Genomic DNA, 18,349 nt, shown 5'->3' with positions numbered 1-18,349 from the left:
GATGGCATTTGAAGGATTATCCGAACGCCTCCAAAATGCGATTTCTTCAGTAGGGACCGGGGGTCAGATTACTGAAGCAGATTTGAAGCAGATGATGCGGGAAATTCGTCTAGCGCTCTTAGAAGCGGACGTCAATTTCCAAGTGGTGAAGACCTTTGTCCGCCGGGTGAATGAGCGGGCGCTGGGATCTGATGTGCTGGAGTCATTGACACCGGCCCAGCAAGTATTGAAGATTGTTGATGAAGAGTTAACCGAATTAATGGGCGGCGAGCGCGAGGAAGTAATCTTAGCTACCAGCGGTCCAACCGTTATGATGATGGCGGGTCTCCAAGGGGCCGGTAAGACGACCACTGTCGGGAAGTTAGCCAATTACTTAACCGAAGAAACCAAAATACGTAAACCGCTCCTTGTCGCCGCTGACGTTTACCGGCCGGCCGCTATTGACCAGCTGCAAACTATCGCCCGCCAATTGGACGTTGACGTCTTCAGCAAGGGGACCGAGGCCAATCCGGTCGATATTGCCAGCGAAGCCTTAGCTTATGCGAAGGACAATGGCCATGACTTGGTTCTAATTGATACGGCGGGTCGCCTGCACGTTGATGAGACCTTGATGAACGAATTGCGCAACATTAAAGCAGCCGTCCAACCGCAAGAAATCCTCTTGACGGTTGACGCGATGACTGGTCAGGACGCAGTGAATGTGGCCCAGGCTTTTAACGAAGCCTTGGACATCACCGGGGTAATCATTACCAAACTCGACGGGGACACCCGCGGTGGGGCGGCCTTGTCGATTCGCGAAATTACGCAAAAACCGATTAAATTTACCGGTCAAGGCGAGAAACTCGACGCCTTAGAGCCATTCTATCCGGAACGGATGTCCAGCCGTATTCTCGGTATGGGGGACATGATGACGCTGATCGAGCGCGCCCAGAAGGATTACGACGAAGCGCAAGCGGAAGAGATGGCGGCCAAGATTAAGGACGCAACTTACAGTTTCGACGACTTCCTCGAGCAACTCGACCAAGTCAATAAGATGGGTTCCATCAAAGATATTATTAAGATGATTCCCGGCTTGAACAAAATTCCCGGCATCGATGATTTGAATATTGATGAAAAGGACATGGGCCACTTGAAGGCGATTATTTATTCCATGACCAAGGAAGAGCGGGCCAATCCGGACATCATCTCCCAAAGCCGTCGTCGCCGGATTGCGCGCGGGAGTGGCCAGGACTTGCAGGCAGTAAACCAACTGATTAAGCAGTTCAACCAGTCACGCGATATGATGAGCCAACTATCCAAAGGCAAGACTTCCGGCATGAAGAAAACCATGCGCCAAATGCGTCAAATGTCAGGTGGCGGCCAAGGAATGCCTGGCATGAACCTACCAGGTATGGACAATGCCTTCAAAACACCAGAGCAGCTCGAGAAAGAGCGCGAAGACAAGAAACTCCAAAACCGCTTAAGAAAGATGAAAAAGCGGCGTTAAGATTGGGCGACCACTTCGCTTGGCGAATTGATGCAGAGGTATTGTTGAATTTGCGCAAGGCACAGATGAAGTATGATTGATGCATGGATTTAGAGTATTTATTGCTAGGGTTAATGGATTAGGGCCACGGCGGTTGCTGTGGCTTTTTTTAATAGTGGGGTGTTTGTGCAGGAGCTGGGCTGTGTTGCTGGTAAGGCGTAAAAAGTTCCAGCAGTGTGGCAGTTTTTGGCGTCTGGCAGGGGAAATTTCGGCTAGGGCGCATTTTTTTACATGAGGAAACTGCGGTATGGCGCGGTTTTTAGAATTTTTTGCTCCCTGTAAACAAAAAAAGGTTTACAGGTGATTTGATTTCTGGTAGTATATCTAACTGTAGTCAAGAAGCAACGGAGGTGAAATAATGGCAGTTAAAATTCGTATGAAACGTATGGGTTCTAAGAAGAGACCTTTCTACCGTATTGTTGTTGCTGATGCGCGTGCACCACGTGATGGTCGTATTATTGAGCAAATCGGTACTTACAATCCAGTAGCTGAACCTAAGGAATTAAATATCGACGAAGAGTTAGCAATGAAATGGTTAGGTGAAGGTGCGCAACCTTCTGATACTGTTCGCAACTTATTCTCTTCTCAAGGAATTATGCAAAAGTTCCACGAATCTAAATAAGCTTTGAATCGATAGCACTATAATGTAGAGGATGATATCAAAATGCCAAACATTATTGAATTGATCACGAGTATGGTAACGCCACTTATCGAGCACCCTGAAGACTTCAGTGTTGAAGTTATTGAAGGGGATGAATTTATGGAGTACCACTTAAACTTAAATCCGGAGGATATTGGACGTGTGATTGGCCGTAAAGGCCGGGTTATCCGCTCTATTCGCACAATTGTCTACAGTATCCGTCCCAAAGGTGAGAAACGCTCACGTGTTGTCGTAGCTGAAGGGGAACCTGATCAAGCATAACAAAAAGAAACTGCCAACGCTGTTGTTGGCAGTTTCTTTTTGTTTGGAGCGGGGATTGTGGGTGTAGTTTGTGGCGTGGGTGGTTGTGCCGTGATAGCGCTTCGCTTTAGACACGCTTGGGTAGGGCTACTCCACGCCAGTGCACATCCGCCGCCTCCCGTGTTAGCATCCTACTACGCTATAGCGCATCTCTACTGACTTACGTGGTAGCACCTTACCACGGAAGTGAATTGGGTTTGGACTATCGTGGTGGAGTTGTACCACGTAAGTGAACTGAGCTTAGACTATCGTGGTGGAGTTCTACCACGATAGTGAATCCGTGTTTGAGTTACGTGGTAAGTGTGCACCACGATAGTCAGGAATAGTCAAAGCGGTTTATTTGAAATTTGCGCCTCTGTTGCGCAATGAATTTTAGGGCTCCAACTCTAAATAGGATAAGGAAGCCACGGCGGGGGCCTTGGCACCAACCTTTCTTTGATTCGAGGTGGGTGCTGAGCTTTTGTTGGTGAGCTGAACTTTGTATGGGTGGGCTAACTGAGTGGAATTGGTGCTGGGAGTGGAAATTGTAGCTGAATTTATTGGTGAAGCCAGTTTTTTGGCTTAGTACAGGAAGTTGACTATCGTGGTAGGGCTGCACCACGTAAGTGAACTGGCTCCAGACTATCGTGGTAGGGTCGCACCACGTAAGTGAATTGGGTTTGGACTATCGTGGTGGAGTTCTACCACGATAGTGAATCCGTGTTTGAGTTACGTGGTAAGTGTGCACCACGATAGTCAGGAATAGTCAAATCGGTTTGTTCGGAAATTGCGCTTCTGTTGCGCAATGAATTTTAGGGCGCCAACTCTAAATAGGATAAGGAAGCCACGGCGGGCGCCGTGGCATTAACCTTTCTTTGATCCGAGGTGGTTGCTGGGCTTTTGTTAGTGAGCTGAACTTAGTATGGGTGTGCTAACTGAGTGGAATTGGTGCTGGGAGCTGAATTTGTAACGAATTAGTTGGATAGCCCGTTTTTTGGCTCAGTACAGGAAGTTGACTATCGTGGTAGAGTTGTACCACGTAAGTGAACTGGCTCCAGACTATCGTGGTGGAGTTGTACCACGATAGTGAATCCGTGTTTGAGTTACGTGGTGAGGGCGCACCACGATAGTGAATCTGTGTTTGAGTTACGTGGTAAGTGTGCACCACGATAGTCAGGAATATTCAAAGTGGTTTGTTCGGAATTTGCGTTTCTGTTGCGCAATGAATTTTAGGGCTCCAACTCTAAATAGGATAAGGAAGCCACGGCGGGCGCCGTGGCATCAACCTTTCTTTGATCCGAGGTGGTTGCTGGGCTTTTGTTGGTGAGCTGAACTTAGTATGGGTGGGCTAAATGAGTTGAATTGGTGCTGGGAGCTGAAATTGTAACGAATTAGTTGGATAAGCCCGTTTTTTGGCTCAGTACAGGAAGTTGACTATCGTGGTAGGGCTGCACCACGTAAGTGAACTGGCTCCAGACTATCGTGGTGGAGTTCTACCACGATAGTGAATCCGTGTTTGAGTTACGTGGTAAGTTTGTACCACGATAGTCAATATTGGTCAAACCGCCATTTATGCAATCTGCGTCTCCACCACAAACTCCCCCGTCCTTAACCCACTTCTGCCCAGTTCATATCACTTGACCCTGTTAGGCATTTTCTTTATACTCACCCTCTAACTACTTATATTACATGTTCAATATACAACAAAGCAGAGGAGATAAGGGATGAATGATCGGATTAGACGACTAAGTGAGCAGACGATGAGCTATCTCGGTGCAATGAACTGGGATTTGGCGGATTTTTGGATAGAGGGGGTTGCGCTGAATGATTGAGGTGAAGGGGGTCGCGAAGGAGTTTGCGGGCCAGGTGGTGTTGGAGGCGATTGATTTGCAGATTGCGGATAATGAGTTTTTCGTGCTGGTTGGGCCGTCGGGAAGTGGTAAGACGACCTTGTTGAAGTTGCTGAATCGGCTGGAGGACCCGGATGGTGGGCAAATTCTGATTGATGGGCAGGATACGCAGGCGATGGATTTGCGTGATTTGCGTTTGGAGATGGGCTACGTCTTACAGAAAATTGCCCTGTTTCCGAACTTGACGGTGTTGGAGAATATTGAGTTGATTCCGGAGATGAAGGGGATGGCCAAGGACGTCCGGCGGCAGAAGGCCCGCGATTGGTTGGACCGGGTAGGAATGGCAGCTGATGTGTATGCTGATCGCTATCCGCGGGAATTGTCTGGGGGCGAGCAGCAGCGGGTTGGTATTTTGCGGGCGTTGATTGGGGAGCCGAAGGTTTTGTTGATGGATGAGCCTTTCTCGGCCCTGGATCCGATTACCCGACGGCAGTTGCAGGATGAGATGCGTGATTTGCAGGAGAAGTTGGATTTGACGATTGTGTTTGTGACGCATCAGATGTCTGAGGCGCTTTATTTGGGCGGCCGGATTTGCATTATTAAGGACGGCCGGGTTCAGCAGGTGGATACGCCGGAGGGGATTCAAGCGCAGCCGGCGAATGATTTTGTGGCGGAGTTTTTTGAGAAGCGGGGAGATGCAAATGGAAGCTTTACTGACAACCTTTAATGAACGGCGGGGCGCTTTGGGTCAGGCAATCTTGGAGCACTTGCAGATCTCGCTTCTGGCCTTGTTGCTGGCGATTCTCATTGCGGTGCCGCTGGCGATTGTCATCAAAGAACGACCGCGCGCTCGGCAATTCGTCTTGCAAATGTCGGCCGTTGTGCAGACGATTCCGTCCTTGGCCATTCTAGGCTTGTTAATTCCTTTGGTGGGGATTGGCACTGTGCCGGCCATCATTGCCTTAGTCGTTTACGCTTTATTCCCAATTCTACAAAATACGTTGACCGGCTTTATGGAAATTGATCCAGCCTTGGAGGAGGCGGCCGAAGCCTTTGGCATGACGCGTTGGGAGAAGTTGCGGAAGTTTCAGCTAGCCCTGGCCATGCCAGTGCTCATGTCCGGGGTGCGCACGGCGGCCGTGTCCATTATTGGGACAGCCACATTGGCGGCCCTCATCGGGGCGGGTGGCCTAGGCTCCTTTATTCTGCTGGGTATTGACCGGCACGACACGTCGCTCATTCTCCTCGGAGCCATCTTCTCAGCCTTGCTGGCCATTATCTTCAACTACGTCATCGGCTGGCTGGAGCACCAGCTTTTGCGCCGGATTGTGCTGTCCTTTCTCGCGCTGATTCTGGTGGTGGTTGCCTCCTATGTGCCCGTCATGGGTCAGTCGGGGCCAGATCTGGTCATCGGCGGGAAGCTGGGGGCGGAGCCGGAAATTTTGATCAATATGTACGAGCAGTTGCTGGAGGCGGAGACGGACTTGGAAGTGGCGGTGAAGCCTAACTTCGGCAAGACGACCTTTGTCTTTGAAGCCGTGCAAAATGGGGACATTGATATTTACCCGGAATTTAGCGGTACGGTCATCAATTCCTTGCTCACGGCACCACCAACCGACTTGACCAACGACCCGCGTCAAGTCTACGAAGCTGCCCGCGAACATATTTTGCAAGAATACGAGATGGCCTACTTAGAACCCCTCGCCTTCCAAAATACTTACGCCTTAGCGGTGCGACGTGACTTTGCCGAAGCCCACGATTTGGCGACAATTTCGGACTTGAAAGCTTTGGAGGATGACTTAGTCGCCGGCTTCACCTTGGAATTTGCGGACCGGGAAGACGGTAACAAAGGCTTGCAGGCCCTGTACGGCTTGGACATGGAAGTGGCCACTATGGAACCGGCTCTGCGCTACCAAGCCATCGCCAACGACGAAGTCCAAGTCATCGATGCCTATTCCACCGACAGCCAACTCATCAGCTACGACTTAGTCCTCTTAGAAGACGACCGGCAACTCTTCCTGCCATATCAAGGCGCGCCTTTACTGTTGGCGGACACCTTAGCAGAATATCCCGAAATTGAGCCGGTTTTGAACCAATTAGCCGGCCGCATTAGCGAAGAAGAGATGCAAGCCATGAACTACGCCGTCGACGTCGAAGACCGGCCGGCCCGCGAAGTGGCCCGCGAGTATCTGCAGGGAGCAGGATTCTTGGAATAAGTGCAAGAATAGGGTTGACATTTCTGCGTTTCGCCCTGTCTATTGCGCAAAGCGCGAAAGGTTGGGTTGAAAGGGTTGAGCCTAAAGCAGAGCTTGCTTTAGGCTACCTTATTGCTATAAATGAGGTAGCCACGGCAGGGGGCCGTGACGTGTTCTTACCCTAAATTTCTGCGCAAGCCTGTGTGCGTCGTCTATACGCAACAGGATTCCGTAGGGATCTGGTCTGACGGAATAAAATTGGATAAAAATTCCGTGGGAAAGGTGTCCGACGGAAGAATAATCGCTCAAACTTCCGTGGGACCTGGTCCGACGGAATAAACGGCGGAATTTATTCCGTGGGCGGAGGTTCCCACGGAATGAATTAATGCTTTCGTGGGGGGGAGCTGGATTCCGCAAGCCCCTGGAATGGATCCGCAATGTCGCGGGTCGCAGGATTGTTAATCTCAGCAGCTAAAGCAAATTGTGGCGCAAGCCGTACACTCGCTTGTGGCGCAAACCGCATACCCGCTTCTAGCACCACAAACCGTGTCCCGCTGCAGGCTCATTTTGTAAAGCTTTGGACTTTTTGTGATATAATTAACTTGAGAGGGAAGGGGGCGATTTAGATGCAGATTTCGAGTCGCTTTACAATTGCGATTCATATGTTGGGGGCGATTGAGTATTTCTCGAATCAGCAGCCGGTGACGAGTGCGCTGCTGGCTAATAGTGTTGGGACGAATCCGATGACGATTCGCAATTTGATGTCTTCTTTGAAGGCAGCTGGGATGATTGAAACGCAACAAGGTCGGGCGGGCATTCGTTTGCTGAAGCCTTTGGACGAGATTCGCTTCTATGATGTATATATGGCCGTCGATGCAGTGGATGATGCTGGGCTTTTCAGCATGCACGACCAGCCCGACCCTGAGTGCCCCATTGGCAGTCATATTGAAGCAGCCCTCAGCAATCGCCTCACCCTTATCCAAAAAACGATGGAAGCCGAGCTGGCGAAGTTAACTGTGGCGGACGTTGCGGAGGATATACACACGCGTTTGGTTTAGGGAATAGGTGCTAGACGGCTTGTATCAGTGGCAGGAGTAGGCTGAACGTCTGTTCTTTCTATTTTACTTTCCCGATCTGTGTGGTAGAATATAAGTGAGGATACCTCAGAAGGACTCATAAAATCACAATACCCCAAGTAGCGGCTACTACTTGGGGTATTTTTGTCGACAGTTTGAGGTTATGATGTGTGATGGTTAGGAATTAACGGTCATTGTGCAGTCTCAAGATGATTTCTGTACTGACTGGGCCAATGATTTGCTTTAGACGGATTTTTACGAAATCACCTTCTTTTGGAGTGGGTGACTTTGTAATAACTAGAGCACAATGTAGAACATTTTTTGAGGGTGTGCTAGATTATAGGAGAGGGTTTCGGTGAAGTCCCTTATTGCTCATCCCCCGAAATAGTTACAGCTGCTTGGGGGTTTTTACATTTCACCAAACCTCGAAAGCTCGTCGTTATCAATCGCAAATTTACCAAAGAAATCCCGGTGACTTTCGTGTATAATGAACACAATGTTTGAATTGGGAGGACACGGAATGAGTAATTATCGTATTGCCCGGATTGTCAATACCTATGGCATTCGGGGCGAGTTGAAATTATTATCGGATACGGATTTTCCGGAGAAGCGTTTCGCCAAAGGGGAGACGGCTTTTATTGAGGCGCACGCAGAGATGATTCCCGTGACGATTGAGCATGCGCGCCAGCATAAGGGTGCTTATATTGTGAAGTTTGCGGAGTTTGATAATATTAACGATGTGGAGCGTTTCAAGGAAGGTCACCTGTCGATTTCGGCTGATCAGCAGGAGGAGCTGGCTGAGGATAGCTTTTATTATCATGAAATTATCGGCTTGGACGTTATCACTGAGACGGGTCGGGATTTGGGGACGATTAAGGATATTCTCGCCCTTGGCTCCAATGACGTTTGGGTCGTCAAGCGGCGCGAACCGGGAAAGCGCGACGCTTTAATCCCTTACATCGATGACGTTGTCAAAAAAGTAGACCTCGAGCAGAACGTCGTTGAAATTGAACTTATGGAAGGGCTTATTGACGATGAAGATTGATGTACTGACGTTATTTCCGGAAATGTTCGAGCCGATGCATCACTCGATGATGAAGCAAGCCCAAGAAAGTGGCCAGCTGGATTTGACCTTGCACAATTTCCGCGACTACGCCGTAAATAAACATGGCCACGTCGACGACTATCCTTATGGTGGCGGGGCAGGCATGCTGCTCCGGGTTGAGCCGATTGTCCAAGCCCTTGAAGCCATTGATCAAGCCGATGCACCGCGCATTATTTTGTTAGATCCGGCGGGGCAGAAATTTACCCAGGAGACGGCGGCCGAATGGTCGCAAGAGGCGCATTTAATCTTTGTCTGTGGCCACTATGAAGGCTTTGATGAGCGGGTACGTCACTATGTAACCGACGAAGTGTCCTTGGGGGACTATGTCTTAACTAACGGCGAACTGGCGACCATGGTCATGATTGACGCCACGGTGCGCCTGCTGCCGGAAGTGCTCGGCAATGACGAAGGGACTGTCCAAGAATCCCATCAGCGCTCTTTGCTGGAATATCCGCAGTATACTCGTCCCCGCGAATTTCGGGGCATGGAAGTGCCGGAGACGCTCTTATCTGGCCACCACGAACGTATTGCCGCTTGGCAACGCAAGGAAGCGATTCGGCGGACGTATTTGCGCCGGCCGGATTTATTGCAGCAGGCAGAATTAACGCCGGAAGAGGCGCAGGATTTGGTGGAAGTGCAGCGGGAAGAGGGCGCAGAGTAACAGGAAACTAGGCTGAGGCACCGAGTTTTTGGCGAAAGTGTTGATTTTTTGCTGGAATATCCCTTTACAAGTAAATTTATTTCTGTATAATAGATGAGGTGGCCACGGGTCACGTATTACCAATATTCCGCTTAGGGCGCTGCCTTGTAATGAATGTTGTGAGATAAAGGAGAAAGAACATGAGTATCAATCCAATTATTGATAAGATTACATCCGCACAATTGCGTGATGATATCCCAGAATTCCGCGCCGGTGACACTGTACGTGTCCACGCTTTAATCGTCGAAGGTGAACGTGAACGTGTTCAGTTATTCGAAGGTTTAGTAATCAAACGCCGCGGCCAAGGCATTAGCGAAACTTACACTGTTCGTAAAATCTCAAACGGTGTTGGTGTTGAACGTACTTTCCCTGTACACACACCTCGCGTGCAAAAGATTGAAGTACTCCGCAAAGGTAAAGTACGTCGTGCGAAATTGTACTACATCCGTAACCTTTCCGGAAAAGCTGCTCGTATTGCAGAGCGCAACTAGTCATACCTACCTCGTCCATTTCACTGGGCGGGGTATTTTTTTGCAAGGAAGTTTGTTATAATAAAGGCATCAATTCAAATTAAATGATAAAGGTGGAAGAAGATGTCCTTACACGAAAATTTCAAAGCCCATCTCGATGGCAAAAAAGTTCCTTACGACTACCAAGAAATTCAAGGCGGCAACCACTTATTCCGCATGCGCTACCGCATTACAGACGACCGATCCGTCGTGGTTGAAGTCATTATCCAACACAGCGATGACGACTATGCCGACGTGCAAATGATCTACCGCCAATTACACCTTCTGCAAGACCGAAACAAAGAAGCCGACGCCTTACGCCTAATCAACGAGCTGAACGAAAGCAAAACAGGCTACTACTACCTATTCCTAGCCGGCGATGGCGAGATCTTCCTGCGCTCACTCATGCGTAGTGGCAGTGATCCGGAACCTTTGTACCAAACGATTGTGATCGGCTCCGCTATTGCTAAGAATATTATTCCGGAGTTGGCAGAGAAGTTGGGTTAAAGGCAGAGTATTTACATGAGTAATGTGAAGCATCCACTGACTTGAAAAAGTTGGTGGGTGTTTTTGTGCTGGAAAGGGGAGGGTTGGTGCGTGTGGCGAGGTTGGTGGTTGCAGATCGCGTCCCATAAATGTGACACATTTCGCTTGATTCGCTATTTTATGTCTGGTATACGTGTCAGGATTCCGTTGGGCTTGGTCCCGACGGAATAAAATTGAGCGAAAATTCCGTGGGAACGTCGTCCGCCGGAATTGGGAGGGATTGGGCAATGCGTTTGTTGCGGAGGATGGTTTCTGATTTAACCTTTAGATACTGGACAGATGAGGGTATGGTAAAATTTAAGTAATAAAATATAGCCCCCAGCACCCTTTTTGAACTGCCCCTGTCAAGTAGACAGGGGACATTTCATTTTGACAAGGACTGGAGGCTTTAATTTTTTTAGAGACAGCACAACTTTCAGTTTTATTCAAACTATAAGGTAATGTCGAAGTAATCCAGCAAGAAATGCGCTAGGCCATCTTCATCATTGGTGCGCTCGGTTTGCGTGTCAGCAATGCTTTTGATTTCGTCAGTCGCATTGGCCATGGCCACGCCTAGACCGGCGTATTGAATCATTTCGTAGTCATTATTCTCATCGCCAAAAGCGAGAATACAGTCTTGCGGAATGTGGTAGAAGTCCGCAACGCGCTGGACGCCGACGGCCTTGTTAATGCCGGCCCGCACCACTTCCAAGACGGGCAAGATGCCACCCCAGGTCCGCACGGAAATCGTGTCGCCGTAGCGCTTCATGAGCTCGGTTTCGATGGTTTCTTGCTTGGCATCGTCACAGAAAATTGACAGGGCAGTGGGGTTATAGGTCAGTGACTCACGCGAGAGGCGCGATATTTTGAGTTGATCGATAGGGTAGAAGGGGCTGTCAGGCAGTTGGGCTGAGGTGGTGTACAGGTGCTCCTTACCTTCGGCAATGAGAAGGCTGATGTCCAGCTCATCTTGATGATTAAAGAGTTCAAAAGCAATCTCCCGGTCCAGCTCTTCGTGGTAATAAGGTAACCAGTGGTCGTTGCCAGGAAAGTGGCACAAAGCCCCATTGAAGTTGACCATCGGCGAATCAATGCCAATTTGCCGGTAAATAGCCTTACTGTTCCGATACGGGCGCCCCGTCACAATCATCACCATATGCCCCAGGTCATTCAAACGGCGCAAGGTCTGAATAGTCAGCACACTCAATTTCGATTCATCATTCAACGTCGTTCCATCCAAGTCAATCGCAATTAGATGTCTTTTCATAATATGGAAGCCTCCTTCAGTTCCCACTGATTATAGCGGAATTTGCCCCAGCTGACAAATACTAAAAAAAGGTTGGTGGTAGCGCGAGGTTTGGGGGGATTGGTGAGTTTGTGCTGAGGCCTGCGTGATGGGTATGGCGGGGAGTAGACTATCGTGGTAGAGTTCTACCACGTAAGTGGATTGGGCTTAAACTAACGTGGTAGAGTTTTACCACGGTAGTGAACCGGGGTTTGAGTTACGTGGTGGAATCCTACCACGCCAGTCAGTTGGTTCTAGACTATCGTGGTAAGTGCGCACCACGGTAGTCAGGAATGGTCAAAGGGGTATGTCTGAAATTTGTGCCTTTGTTGTGCAGTGAGGTTTAGGGCGCAAATTGTAAATTGAGATAAGGAAGCCACGGCGAGCGCCGTGGCACCAACCTTTATCTGATCCGTGGTGGATGCTTGAATATAGTTGGTGGGCTAAACTTTGTATTGGTAGCCTAACTGAACAGAATTGGTGCTGGGAGCAGGAATTTGTAGCTGCGTTTGGTAGGGGGTGCGTTTTTTGCTTCGATGCGGGGAGTAGACTATCGTGGTAGAGTTCTACCACGTAAGTGGATTGGGCTTAAACTATCGTGGTAGAGTTTTACCACGGTAGTGAACCGGGGTTTGAGTTACGTGGTGGAATCCTACCACGCCAGTCAGTTGGCTCTAGACTATCGTGGTAAGTGCGCACCACGGTAGTCAATAATGGTCAAATTGGTATGTCTGAAATTTGTGCCTTTGTTGTGCAGTGAGGTTTAGGGCGCAAATTGTAAATTGAGATAAGGAAGCCACGGCGAGCGCCGTGGCACCAACCTTTATCTGATCCGTGGTAGATGCTTGAATATAGTTGGAGGGCTAAACTTTGTATTGGTAGCCTAACTGAACAGAATTGGTGCTGGGAGCAGGAATTTGTAGCTGCGTTTGGTAGGGGTGCTTTTTTTGCTTCGATGCGGGGAGTAGACTATCGTGGTAGAGTTCTACCACGTAAGTGGATTGGACTTAAACTATCGTGGTAGAGTTTTACCACGGTAGTGAACCGGGGTTTGAGTTACGTGGTGGAATCCTACCACGCCAGTCAGTTGGTTCTAGACTATCGTGGTAAGTGCGCACCACGATAGTCAGGAATGGTCAAGCCGGTTTCAACCGAAATCTGCGCCCTTATCACCCAATCAAGATTAGTGCACAAATAACCAATCAAGATAAGGAAGCCACGGCCGCAGCCGTGGCACCAACCTTATCCTAATCCAGATAGAGCGATTGACTTGATTTGGTGCACAATTACCACCATTCGTGCACAACTAAGCCATGAATCCACAAACCCTGAGCGAAAGGCGTGGATTTTTTGCGAGAAATGTGTAGAATAGAAGGACAATGAGGAGGTTGAACATGGAAGAAGCTTTGACGATGGAAGAGCAGATCGCTTCGCAGCTGGAGTCGGTGATTGATCCGGAGCTGGGGATTGATATTGTGAATCTGGGGCTTGTTTATGAGGTGGGCTATAAGGAGCCGCTCAAGCAGGCCTACGTGCTGATGACCTTGACTACGATTGGCTGTCCGCTGATTGATGTTATCGCCGACGACGTGCATAATGCACTCAAGCAAATTGATGGGGTGGATGAAGTCGATCTGGAGATCACTTTTGACCCACCGTGGACCGTCGACAACATGAGTCGCTACGCCCGGATTGCCCTAGGCATCGGTTAATATATTTATTGCAAAAAGGGGCTTCTCATCGAAGCCTCTTTCTGCTTGAGGGCAGTTTCGTAGCAGAACAAGACGGTTTGTATACAATCCCGATTCGCCACGGCTAAGTGCCGTACTTCTTTATTATACACCCGAGAGTACCTGCACGGACAACGCCAATTCTGATCTCCGGGATTCCGTCGGAGCGCGTTCCCACGGAATGATTTTGGCCGTTTATTCCGAGGGAGACCGATTCCACGGAATTTTAGCTGGATTTATATTCCGTCAATCGCTGTTCTCACGGAATGTTGTCGTATTGTTACGGGTGTTCTGGTCGTCTGCGTGATCATGCCGCCGATTGCGATTACCTTGGCCAATGTTTTCCTCCATGCGGTCACCCAGTGCCTCGGCGTGGCGACCGGGTCTCTCTTAGTAGCAAGCCTGGCGATGGTGGTGGGCTATGCGACCGCGTGGAAACTGATTGCGGTTCTCTGCCTCGTCTTCGGCGCCTTGTGGCTCCTAGCCCTGCAGCAAGCGGGACGGAGGTTGGCCAAGCTTTAGTTTTGTTGTACTTGGATTATGCTTGTCTTTATACATAAAGAAGCCACGGCACCGGCCGTGGCAAAACTTTTTTGCTAATCAATTCCAATATCATCGGCACCATCCACATAGGCTTGAATGGCGTCCGTGAAGACTTCCCAATATTTATTCGCCTTGACCTGTCCAACGCCTTCCACGTTCAGAAAATCCACATAGGTGGTCGGCCGCTTCTGGCTCATATCAATCAGGCTGCGATTATTAAAGATAATATAGGCCGGCATCTTCTCTTGCTTGGCCAGCACACTGCGCACCTCGCGCAAAATCTCGAACAATTCCTTGTCCTCATCCGCCAACACCGCCTTAAAATTCCCCGACACTTCGGTCGGTCGCGTCTGCCGTCTGGTCCGTTTCTTCTCTTTAATCAGCACACTGCGCTCGCCCTTGAGCACTTGCGTAGCTTGCTGGGTCGGCACCAGCCCGCGGAATTCATTTACGCCCAAGTCGCCACTAGCTAGCAACTGGGAAATAATATCTTTTACTTCGCTATCCGAGCGATTCTTGAGCAGGCCATAGGTCGACAGACGGTCGAAAGACCAATCCTTAATCTTCTGATTTTGGCTACCGCGCAAGACATCAGCCACCATCGTCGTCCCAAAAGGCTGCTTCATGCGAATAATGCAAGACAGCACCATTTGCGCCTCTTTGGTGACATCTTTTTGACGAAATTCACGCAGGCAACTTGAGCAATTCATGCAGGGCTCGGCCAGTTCTTCACCGAAATAACGCAAGATAAATTGCCGCAAGCAGCCCGTATACTGGGTATATTGAATCATCTGGTTCAAGCGTTCGTTGACATAAGGGTCCTGGCTCTGATCAATCAGGAAGCGACTTTGCACAATATCCTGATTGCCAAAAAGCAACACCGCCTCAGCTTCCAACGAATCGCGCCCAGCCCGGCCGGCTTCCTGGTAGTAGCTTTCCAAGTCCTTGGGCATATTGTAGTGGATGACCTTGCGGACGTCCGTCTTGTCAATCCCCATCCCAAAAGCGTTCGTCGCCACAATCAAATTCACTTCGTCATAAATAAAGTCATTCTGCGCCTGATCACGCGCCTCAGCGGCAAGGCCGGCATGATACTTGGCGACGCGGTAGCGGCGGGCTTTCAACTTGTCGTAGAGTTGGTCAACATTTTTGCGAGAATTGGCATAGATGACCATGGCATCCGCTTCATTGACTTCCTGGAGCAGCTCGTTGAACTTGTGGGCTGGCTCCTTCACAGTAAATTTAATATTCGGCCGGTCAAAAGAGTTCAGGAAAACGGCCGGCTCTGCTAAATCCAGCTGCACCGCAATATCATCCCGCACCAGCTGGGTAGCCGTCGCCGTAAAAGCAGCCACAATCGGCCGCTCATCCAGCTGATTGATAAAATCCGTAATCGTTCGGTAACTCGGCCGGAAATCGTGCCCCCATTGGGACACACAGTGGGCTTCGTCCACGGCAATCATCGCAATATTCAGCGCATTCATCTGCTGGATAAACCCATCTTGCTCCAGCCGCTCCGGTGCCACATAGAGAAGTTTCAATTCCCCCGCGCGCAAGGCTTGCATGGTTTGAATATAATCCTCAGTCGACAAGGAAGAATTTAAATAAGCCGCCGGAATATTATGATTAACCAGCGTATCCACCTGATCCTTCATCAACGAAATTAGCGGCGAAATAACAATCGTCAGCCCCTCCATAAGCAGGGCAGGCAGCTGATAGCAAATAGACTTACCGCCCCCCGTCGGCAGAATTGCCAGAACATCCTCCTGGCGCAGAATTGCCTCGACAATCTCCCTCTGCCCACTGCGAAAGGCTTCGTAACCGAAATATTGACTTAATGCATGTTCAAGGCTCATCAAAGCCCTCCTTCTTGCAAAATATAAACCTAGTATAACAAATTTCTCCCGCCCTGTATAACCCCTCCTGCAGCGCAAAAAGTTGACGAATTCTTACCGTAGCGGGGCGGGCTGATTCGATTCGGATTCCGTGAGAACTACGCCCGACGGAATAAAATTAGCGCTAAATTCCGTGGAGAAGTCTCCCCACGAAATTATGGCCGGAAATCATTCCGTGGGAACGTGCTCCCACGGAATCCGGGAACGAGACAGTGCTTGTTGACTGCAGTTTTTAGTCAGCATTATCTCTGCCAGTCGTTCCATACCACAAACCGCCTTGTTCAATTACCTCAAGCTCTCCTGCTTGAGGCTACCTTATGCTAGGTTCCTGCGCAGATCGCTTAAAAACGACGGAACGACGTCGGAATGGAGTCCACGACCACGCCCCAGCACTAAGCCCCTAGCTCTAAAACAGCGTCGTTTCACTGCTACGTGTAACTAATAGCCGAACAAGCTATTTGCACCGATGAAGTACCTAGCGCACTTATTTGATAAGTGCACGATGATTGCGCTTCCAATAATCCAGAGGTTAAGAATGGCCGGGGAAAGTCAGAGAATCTTTTATATTTACTTGGTAATTGACGGAAAACTTGTTAAACTATGAGGGCGAGGCTACAGGGTTGAAATCTGAACTGAGCTGCCATAGTGACGGGAACGCTTAAAGCTTTCCATCACTGCGTGCTGCAAGGAGCATAGTGGTTTGCTTGTTAGGCTAAGTCTTTAGCGAAGCAGATGTATCGGCGAAGCCGGACGGATTGCACTGTTTTGTTCCCTGACACAGCTCGGCGCTACGAGCATCTTTTTCGCTATGGTAGGCTAAGGCTCACTTTAGCGAATACGGTGTGAAATATAGATAGAGTGGATTTCAGGTCATGGTATGCTTAACTTTGCAGAAATAAGGAGAGCCGCCGTCGTTTACTGATAGAACTCATCATTGACGTTTTTTTAATGAACCCTAGCCCAGCAAACCATCCATTGGGATTTTTAGAAATGATCACCAGGCATTGCTTTTATGAGTAGTGGCTAATTTTTTGATAAAAGTATGATTTGATAGAGAGGGAGTGTTCCGTTGAGACACAAGGGCCCAGAGTATTATTATTTGAAGATGAATGCGCATTATATTCATGTGCCGTATTATAACCATAAGCGTCGGGTGCGCGTCTTGTTGCCGAAGGATTATGCTAATGAGGTTGATCAGTATTATCCGGTGGTGTATATGCATGACGGGCAGAATGTCTTTTATAGTAAGGAGGCGTTCGTGGGGCATTCTTGGAAGGTGATTCCGACGATTAAGAATAATCCGCAATTGCCGAAGATGATTATTGTAGGGATTGATAATGCTGAGGAGCGTCGCCTGGATGAGTACGGTCCTTGGGAAACGGATACGGATGTGAGTGGTATGGGCGGTGACGGGATTGCTTACGGTAATTGGGTGGTGAATACGGTGAAGCCCTTCATTGATAGCCATTACCGGACGAAGACGGACCGGGCCAATACGCTGCTGGCAGGAAGTTCTATGGGTGGGATTATTACTGCCTATATGGGCTCGGCCTATCCTGAGGTCTTCGGTGGGCTAGGTGTCTTCTCGTCAGCTTCTTGGTTTAGTGAGGACGCCTTTCAACGGTATGTGGCTGAGCATCCTTTGCATCCGGAGACGAAGGTGTATATCCAAGTCGGGACGGATGAAGGCGATGATACCGATGCCCAATTCATTCACGGATCCATGAAGCAAACCTATATCGATTCCTCTTTAATGTACTATCAGAATTTACTAGCCCATGACCACCCCATGGCCAAAATATGGCTGCGCATCTTAGCTGAAGAAAGCCACCACGAGAAATACTGGGCCACTCATTTCCCGGCCTTCCTACATTATATGTTTGACATTGAAATGCCTTAGTTGACAAAAGGAGTGAACACCTAAGCGTGACCATGCAATTTATAAGTCACACCATTGAACTCGTCGGTGAATACGAGGTGCATTTGGCGACGTTGAAGTTAACCATTCATCTCCTCGTACCCAAAAGCTACATCTCAACCGACATCTGCTCCGGCTTTCCCTACCTCATACGGAGCGAGCGCGTTGCCTTAGAGACCGTCGTCCGCGACATCTACCAGCAAGTCTAACACGAATACTGATATGCTCCCCCTAAAGTAAATCTACTTTAGGGGGAGTTTTTGTGCGTTCAAATAAAAAGCATTCAGCTGAAGAATTAGAACAGTTTATCCAGCTCAACTTAGAAGGCGTTAGTTATCGTGAGCTGAAAGAATCCTATGGTCTCCTCATCTCTGAGAGTGTCTTTAAAGGATATCGATTAAAGTACAGAATGCATGACTAGTCAGTTTTACAGTCTCATAAACACAATCAGACCTATCCTCAAAGAATAACTTGAAACTCAAGCGCTTACCCAGTGATTGGCTCGAAAGTGTCAAATACCTTCAGCAACGACTGTACGAGATTGGCTAATCAA

15 protein-coding genes are annotated in these 18,349 nt (G+C 49.1%); 13 read left to right on the top strand and 2 right to left on the bottom strand.

Going from position 1 to position 18,349, the window contains the following annotated elements:
• Position 1 precedes the first annotated feature (1 nt).
• The 10 genes from ffh to CL176_RS06640 all read left to right on the top strand — a co-directional run bounded on the left by ffh (position 2) and on the right by CL176_RS06640 (position 10,407).
• The gene (ffh, locus tag CL176_RS06685) at positions 2-1,486 is read left to right on the top strand and encodes a signal recognition particle protein (protein WP_118990605.1); all 1,485 of its coding nucleotides are present in this window, start codon (positions 2-4) and stop codon (positions 1,484-1,486) included.
• Positions 1,487-1,883: 397 nt separating this feature from the next.
• Positions 1,884-2,147: a 30S ribosomal protein S16 gene (gene rpsP, locus CL176_RS06680; RefSeq protein ID WP_118990604.1), complete on the top strand. Its 264-nt coding sequence runs from the start codon at positions 1,884-1,886 to the stop codon at positions 2,145-2,147.
• Between the two features lie 42 nt (positions 2,148-2,189).
• Positions 2,190-2,447, top strand: coding sequence for a KH domain-containing protein (locus CL176_RS06675; RefSeq protein ID WP_118990603.1), 258 nt, complete (start codon positions 2,190-2,192; stop codon positions 2,445-2,447).
• Between the two features lie 1,842 nt (positions 2,448-4,289).
• The gene (locus tag CL176_RS06670) at positions 4,290-5,042 is read left to right on the top strand and encodes an ATP-binding cassette domain-containing protein (RefSeq protein ID WP_118990602.1); all 753 of its coding nucleotides are present in this window, start codon (positions 4,290-4,292) and stop codon (positions 5,040-5,042) included.
• On the top strand, positions 5,017-6,531 hold the full coding sequence (locus CL176_RS06665; protein ID WP_118991586.1) for an ABC transporter permease/substrate-binding protein: 1,515 nt from the start codon (positions 5,017-5,019) through the stop codon (positions 6,529-6,531). Before CL176_RS06670 ends, CL176_RS06665 begins: the two co-directional genes overlap by 26 nt.
• Positions 6,532-7,136: 605 nt before the next feature.
• Positions 7,137-7,568 carry an Rrf2 family transcriptional regulator gene (locus tag CL176_RS06660; protein ID WP_118990601.1) on the top strand — a complete coding sequence of 144 codons (432 nt, stop codon included), beginning with the start codon at positions 7,137-7,139 and terminating at the stop codon, positions 7,566-7,568.
• 538 nt (positions 7,569-8,106) lie between these two features.
• The gene (gene rimM, locus CL176_RS06655; protein WP_118990600.1) at positions 8,107-8,631 is read left to right on the top strand and encodes a ribosome maturation factor RimM; all 525 of its coding nucleotides are present in this window, start codon (positions 8,107-8,109) and stop codon (positions 8,629-8,631) included.
• Entirely contained in the window at positions 8,621-9,352 is a 732-nt protein-coding gene (gene trmD / locus CL176_RS06650; RefSeq protein ID WP_118990599.1) for a tRNA (guanosine(37)-N1)-methyltransferase TrmD, read from the top strand. The genes rimM and trmD overlap by 11 nt, the downstream gene beginning before the upstream one ends.
• A 179-nt stretch (positions 9,353-9,531) precedes the next feature.
• Positions 9,532-9,882: a 50S ribosomal protein L19 gene (rplS, locus tag CL176_RS06645; protein WP_118990598.1), complete on the top strand. Its 351-nt coding sequence runs from the start codon at positions 9,532-9,534 to the stop codon at positions 9,880-9,882.
• Between the two features lie 102 nt (positions 9,883-9,984).
• Positions 9,985-10,407 carry a hypothetical protein gene (locus CL176_RS06640; RefSeq protein WP_118990597.1) on the top strand — a complete coding sequence of 141 codons (423 nt, stop codon included), beginning with the start codon at positions 9,985-9,987 and terminating at the stop codon, positions 10,405-10,407.
• A gap of 469 nt (positions 10,408-10,876) precedes the next feature.
• On the opposite strand, the gene CL176_RS06635 is transcribed toward CL176_RS06640, so the two are convergent.
• On the bottom strand, positions 10,877-11,692 hold the full coding sequence (locus CL176_RS06635) for a Cof-type HAD-IIB family hydrolase (RefSeq protein WP_118990596.1): 816 nt from the start codon (positions 11,690-11,692) through the stop codon (positions 10,877-10,879).
• Between the two features lie 1,412 nt (positions 11,693-13,104).
• Between CL176_RS06635 and CL176_RS06630 the strand changes: the two genes are divergently transcribed.
• Complete coding sequence (locus CL176_RS06630) at positions 13,105-13,422, top strand: metal-sulfur cluster assembly factor (RefSeq protein ID WP_240430353.1); 318 nt, start codon at positions 13,105-13,107, stop codon at positions 13,420-13,422.
• A gap of 614 nt (positions 13,423-14,036) precedes the next feature.
• Here the strand turns inward: CL176_RS06630 and recQ are convergent.
• Complete coding sequence (gene recQ / locus CL176_RS06620) at positions 14,037-15,917, bottom strand: DNA helicase RecQ (RefSeq protein ID WP_240430343.1); 1,881 nt, start codon at positions 15,915-15,917, stop codon at positions 14,037-14,039.
• A gap of 1,066 nt (positions 15,918-16,983) precedes the next feature.
• On the opposite strand from recQ, the gene CL176_RS06615 reads away from it, so the two are divergent.
• Together CL176_RS06615 and CL176_RS12275 are read left to right on the top strand one after the other, a co-directional pair.
• On the top strand, positions 16,984-17,778 hold the full coding sequence (locus CL176_RS06615) for an alpha/beta hydrolase (RefSeq protein WP_118991585.1): 795 nt from the start codon (positions 16,984-16,986) through the stop codon (positions 17,776-17,778).
• 280 nt (positions 17,779-18,058) lie between these two features.
• Positions 18,059-18,217: a hypothetical protein gene (locus tag CL176_RS12275; protein ID WP_162890871.1), complete on the top strand. Its 159-nt coding sequence runs from the start codon at positions 18,059-18,061 to the stop codon at positions 18,215-18,217.
• Positions 18,218-18,349 lie beyond the last annotated feature (132 nt).

It is taken from the genome of Suicoccus acidiformans (genome assembly GCF_003546865.1).
In the GTDB taxonomy this organism is placed as follows: Bacteria; Bacillota; Bacilli; order Lactobacillales; family Aerococcaceae; genus Suicoccus; species Suicoccus acidiformans.
The sequence above is the reverse complement of the archived record's forward strand: the minus strand, read 5'-3'. Positions and strand labels throughout refer to the sequence as shown.

What these genes read in the sequence shown, in the direction of transcription:
- ffh (WP_118990605.1), top strand. Translation starts at nt 2, where the DNA reads ATGGCATTTGAAGGATTATCCGAACGCCTCCAAAATGCGATTTCTTCA.
- rpsP (WP_118990604.1), top strand. Translation starts at nt 1,884, where the DNA reads ATGGCAGTTAAAATTCGTATGAAACGTATGGGTTCTAAGAAGAGACCT.
- CL176_RS06675 (WP_118990603.1), top strand. Translation starts at nt 2,190, where the DNA reads ATGCCAAACATTATTGAATTGATCACGAGTATGGTAACGCCACTTATC.
- CL176_RS06670 (WP_118990602.1), top strand. Translation starts at nt 4,290, where the DNA reads ATGATTGAGGTGAAGGGGGTCGCGAAGGAGTTTGCGGGCCAGGTGGTG.
- CL176_RS06665 (WP_118991586.1), top strand. Translation starts at nt 5,017, where the DNA reads ATGGAAGCTTTACTGACAACCTTTAATGAACGGCGGGGCGCTTTGGGT.
- CL176_RS06660 (WP_118990601.1), top strand. Translation starts at nt 7,137, where the DNA reads ATGCAGATTTCGAGTCGCTTTACAATTGCGATTCATATGTTGGGGGCG.
- rimM (WP_118990600.1), top strand. Translation starts at nt 8,107, where the DNA reads ATGAGTAATTATCGTATTGCCCGGATTGTCAATACCTATGGCATTCGG.
- trmD (WP_118990599.1), top strand. Translation starts at nt 8,621, where the DNA reads ATGAAGATTGATGTACTGACGTTATTTCCGGAAATGTTCGAGCCGATG.
- rplS (WP_118990598.1), top strand. Translation starts at nt 9,532, where the DNA reads ATGAGTATCAATCCAATTATTGATAAGATTACATCCGCACAATTGCGT.
- CL176_RS06640 (WP_118990597.1), top strand. Translation starts at nt 9,985, where the DNA reads ATGTCCTTACACGAAAATTTCAAAGCCCATCTCGATGGCAAAAAAGTT.
- CL176_RS06635 (WP_118990596.1), bottom strand. Translation starts at nt 11,692, where the DNA reads ATGAAAAGACATCTAATTGCGATTGACTTGGATGGAACGACGTTGAAT.
- CL176_RS06630 (WP_240430353.1), top strand. Translation starts at nt 13,105, where the DNA reads ATGGAAGAAGCTTTGACGATGGAAGAGCAGATCGCTTCGCAGCTGGAG.
- CL176_RS06615 (WP_118991585.1), top strand. Translation starts at nt 16,984, where the DNA reads ATGAATGCGCATTATATTCATGTGCCGTATTATAACCATAAGCGTCGG.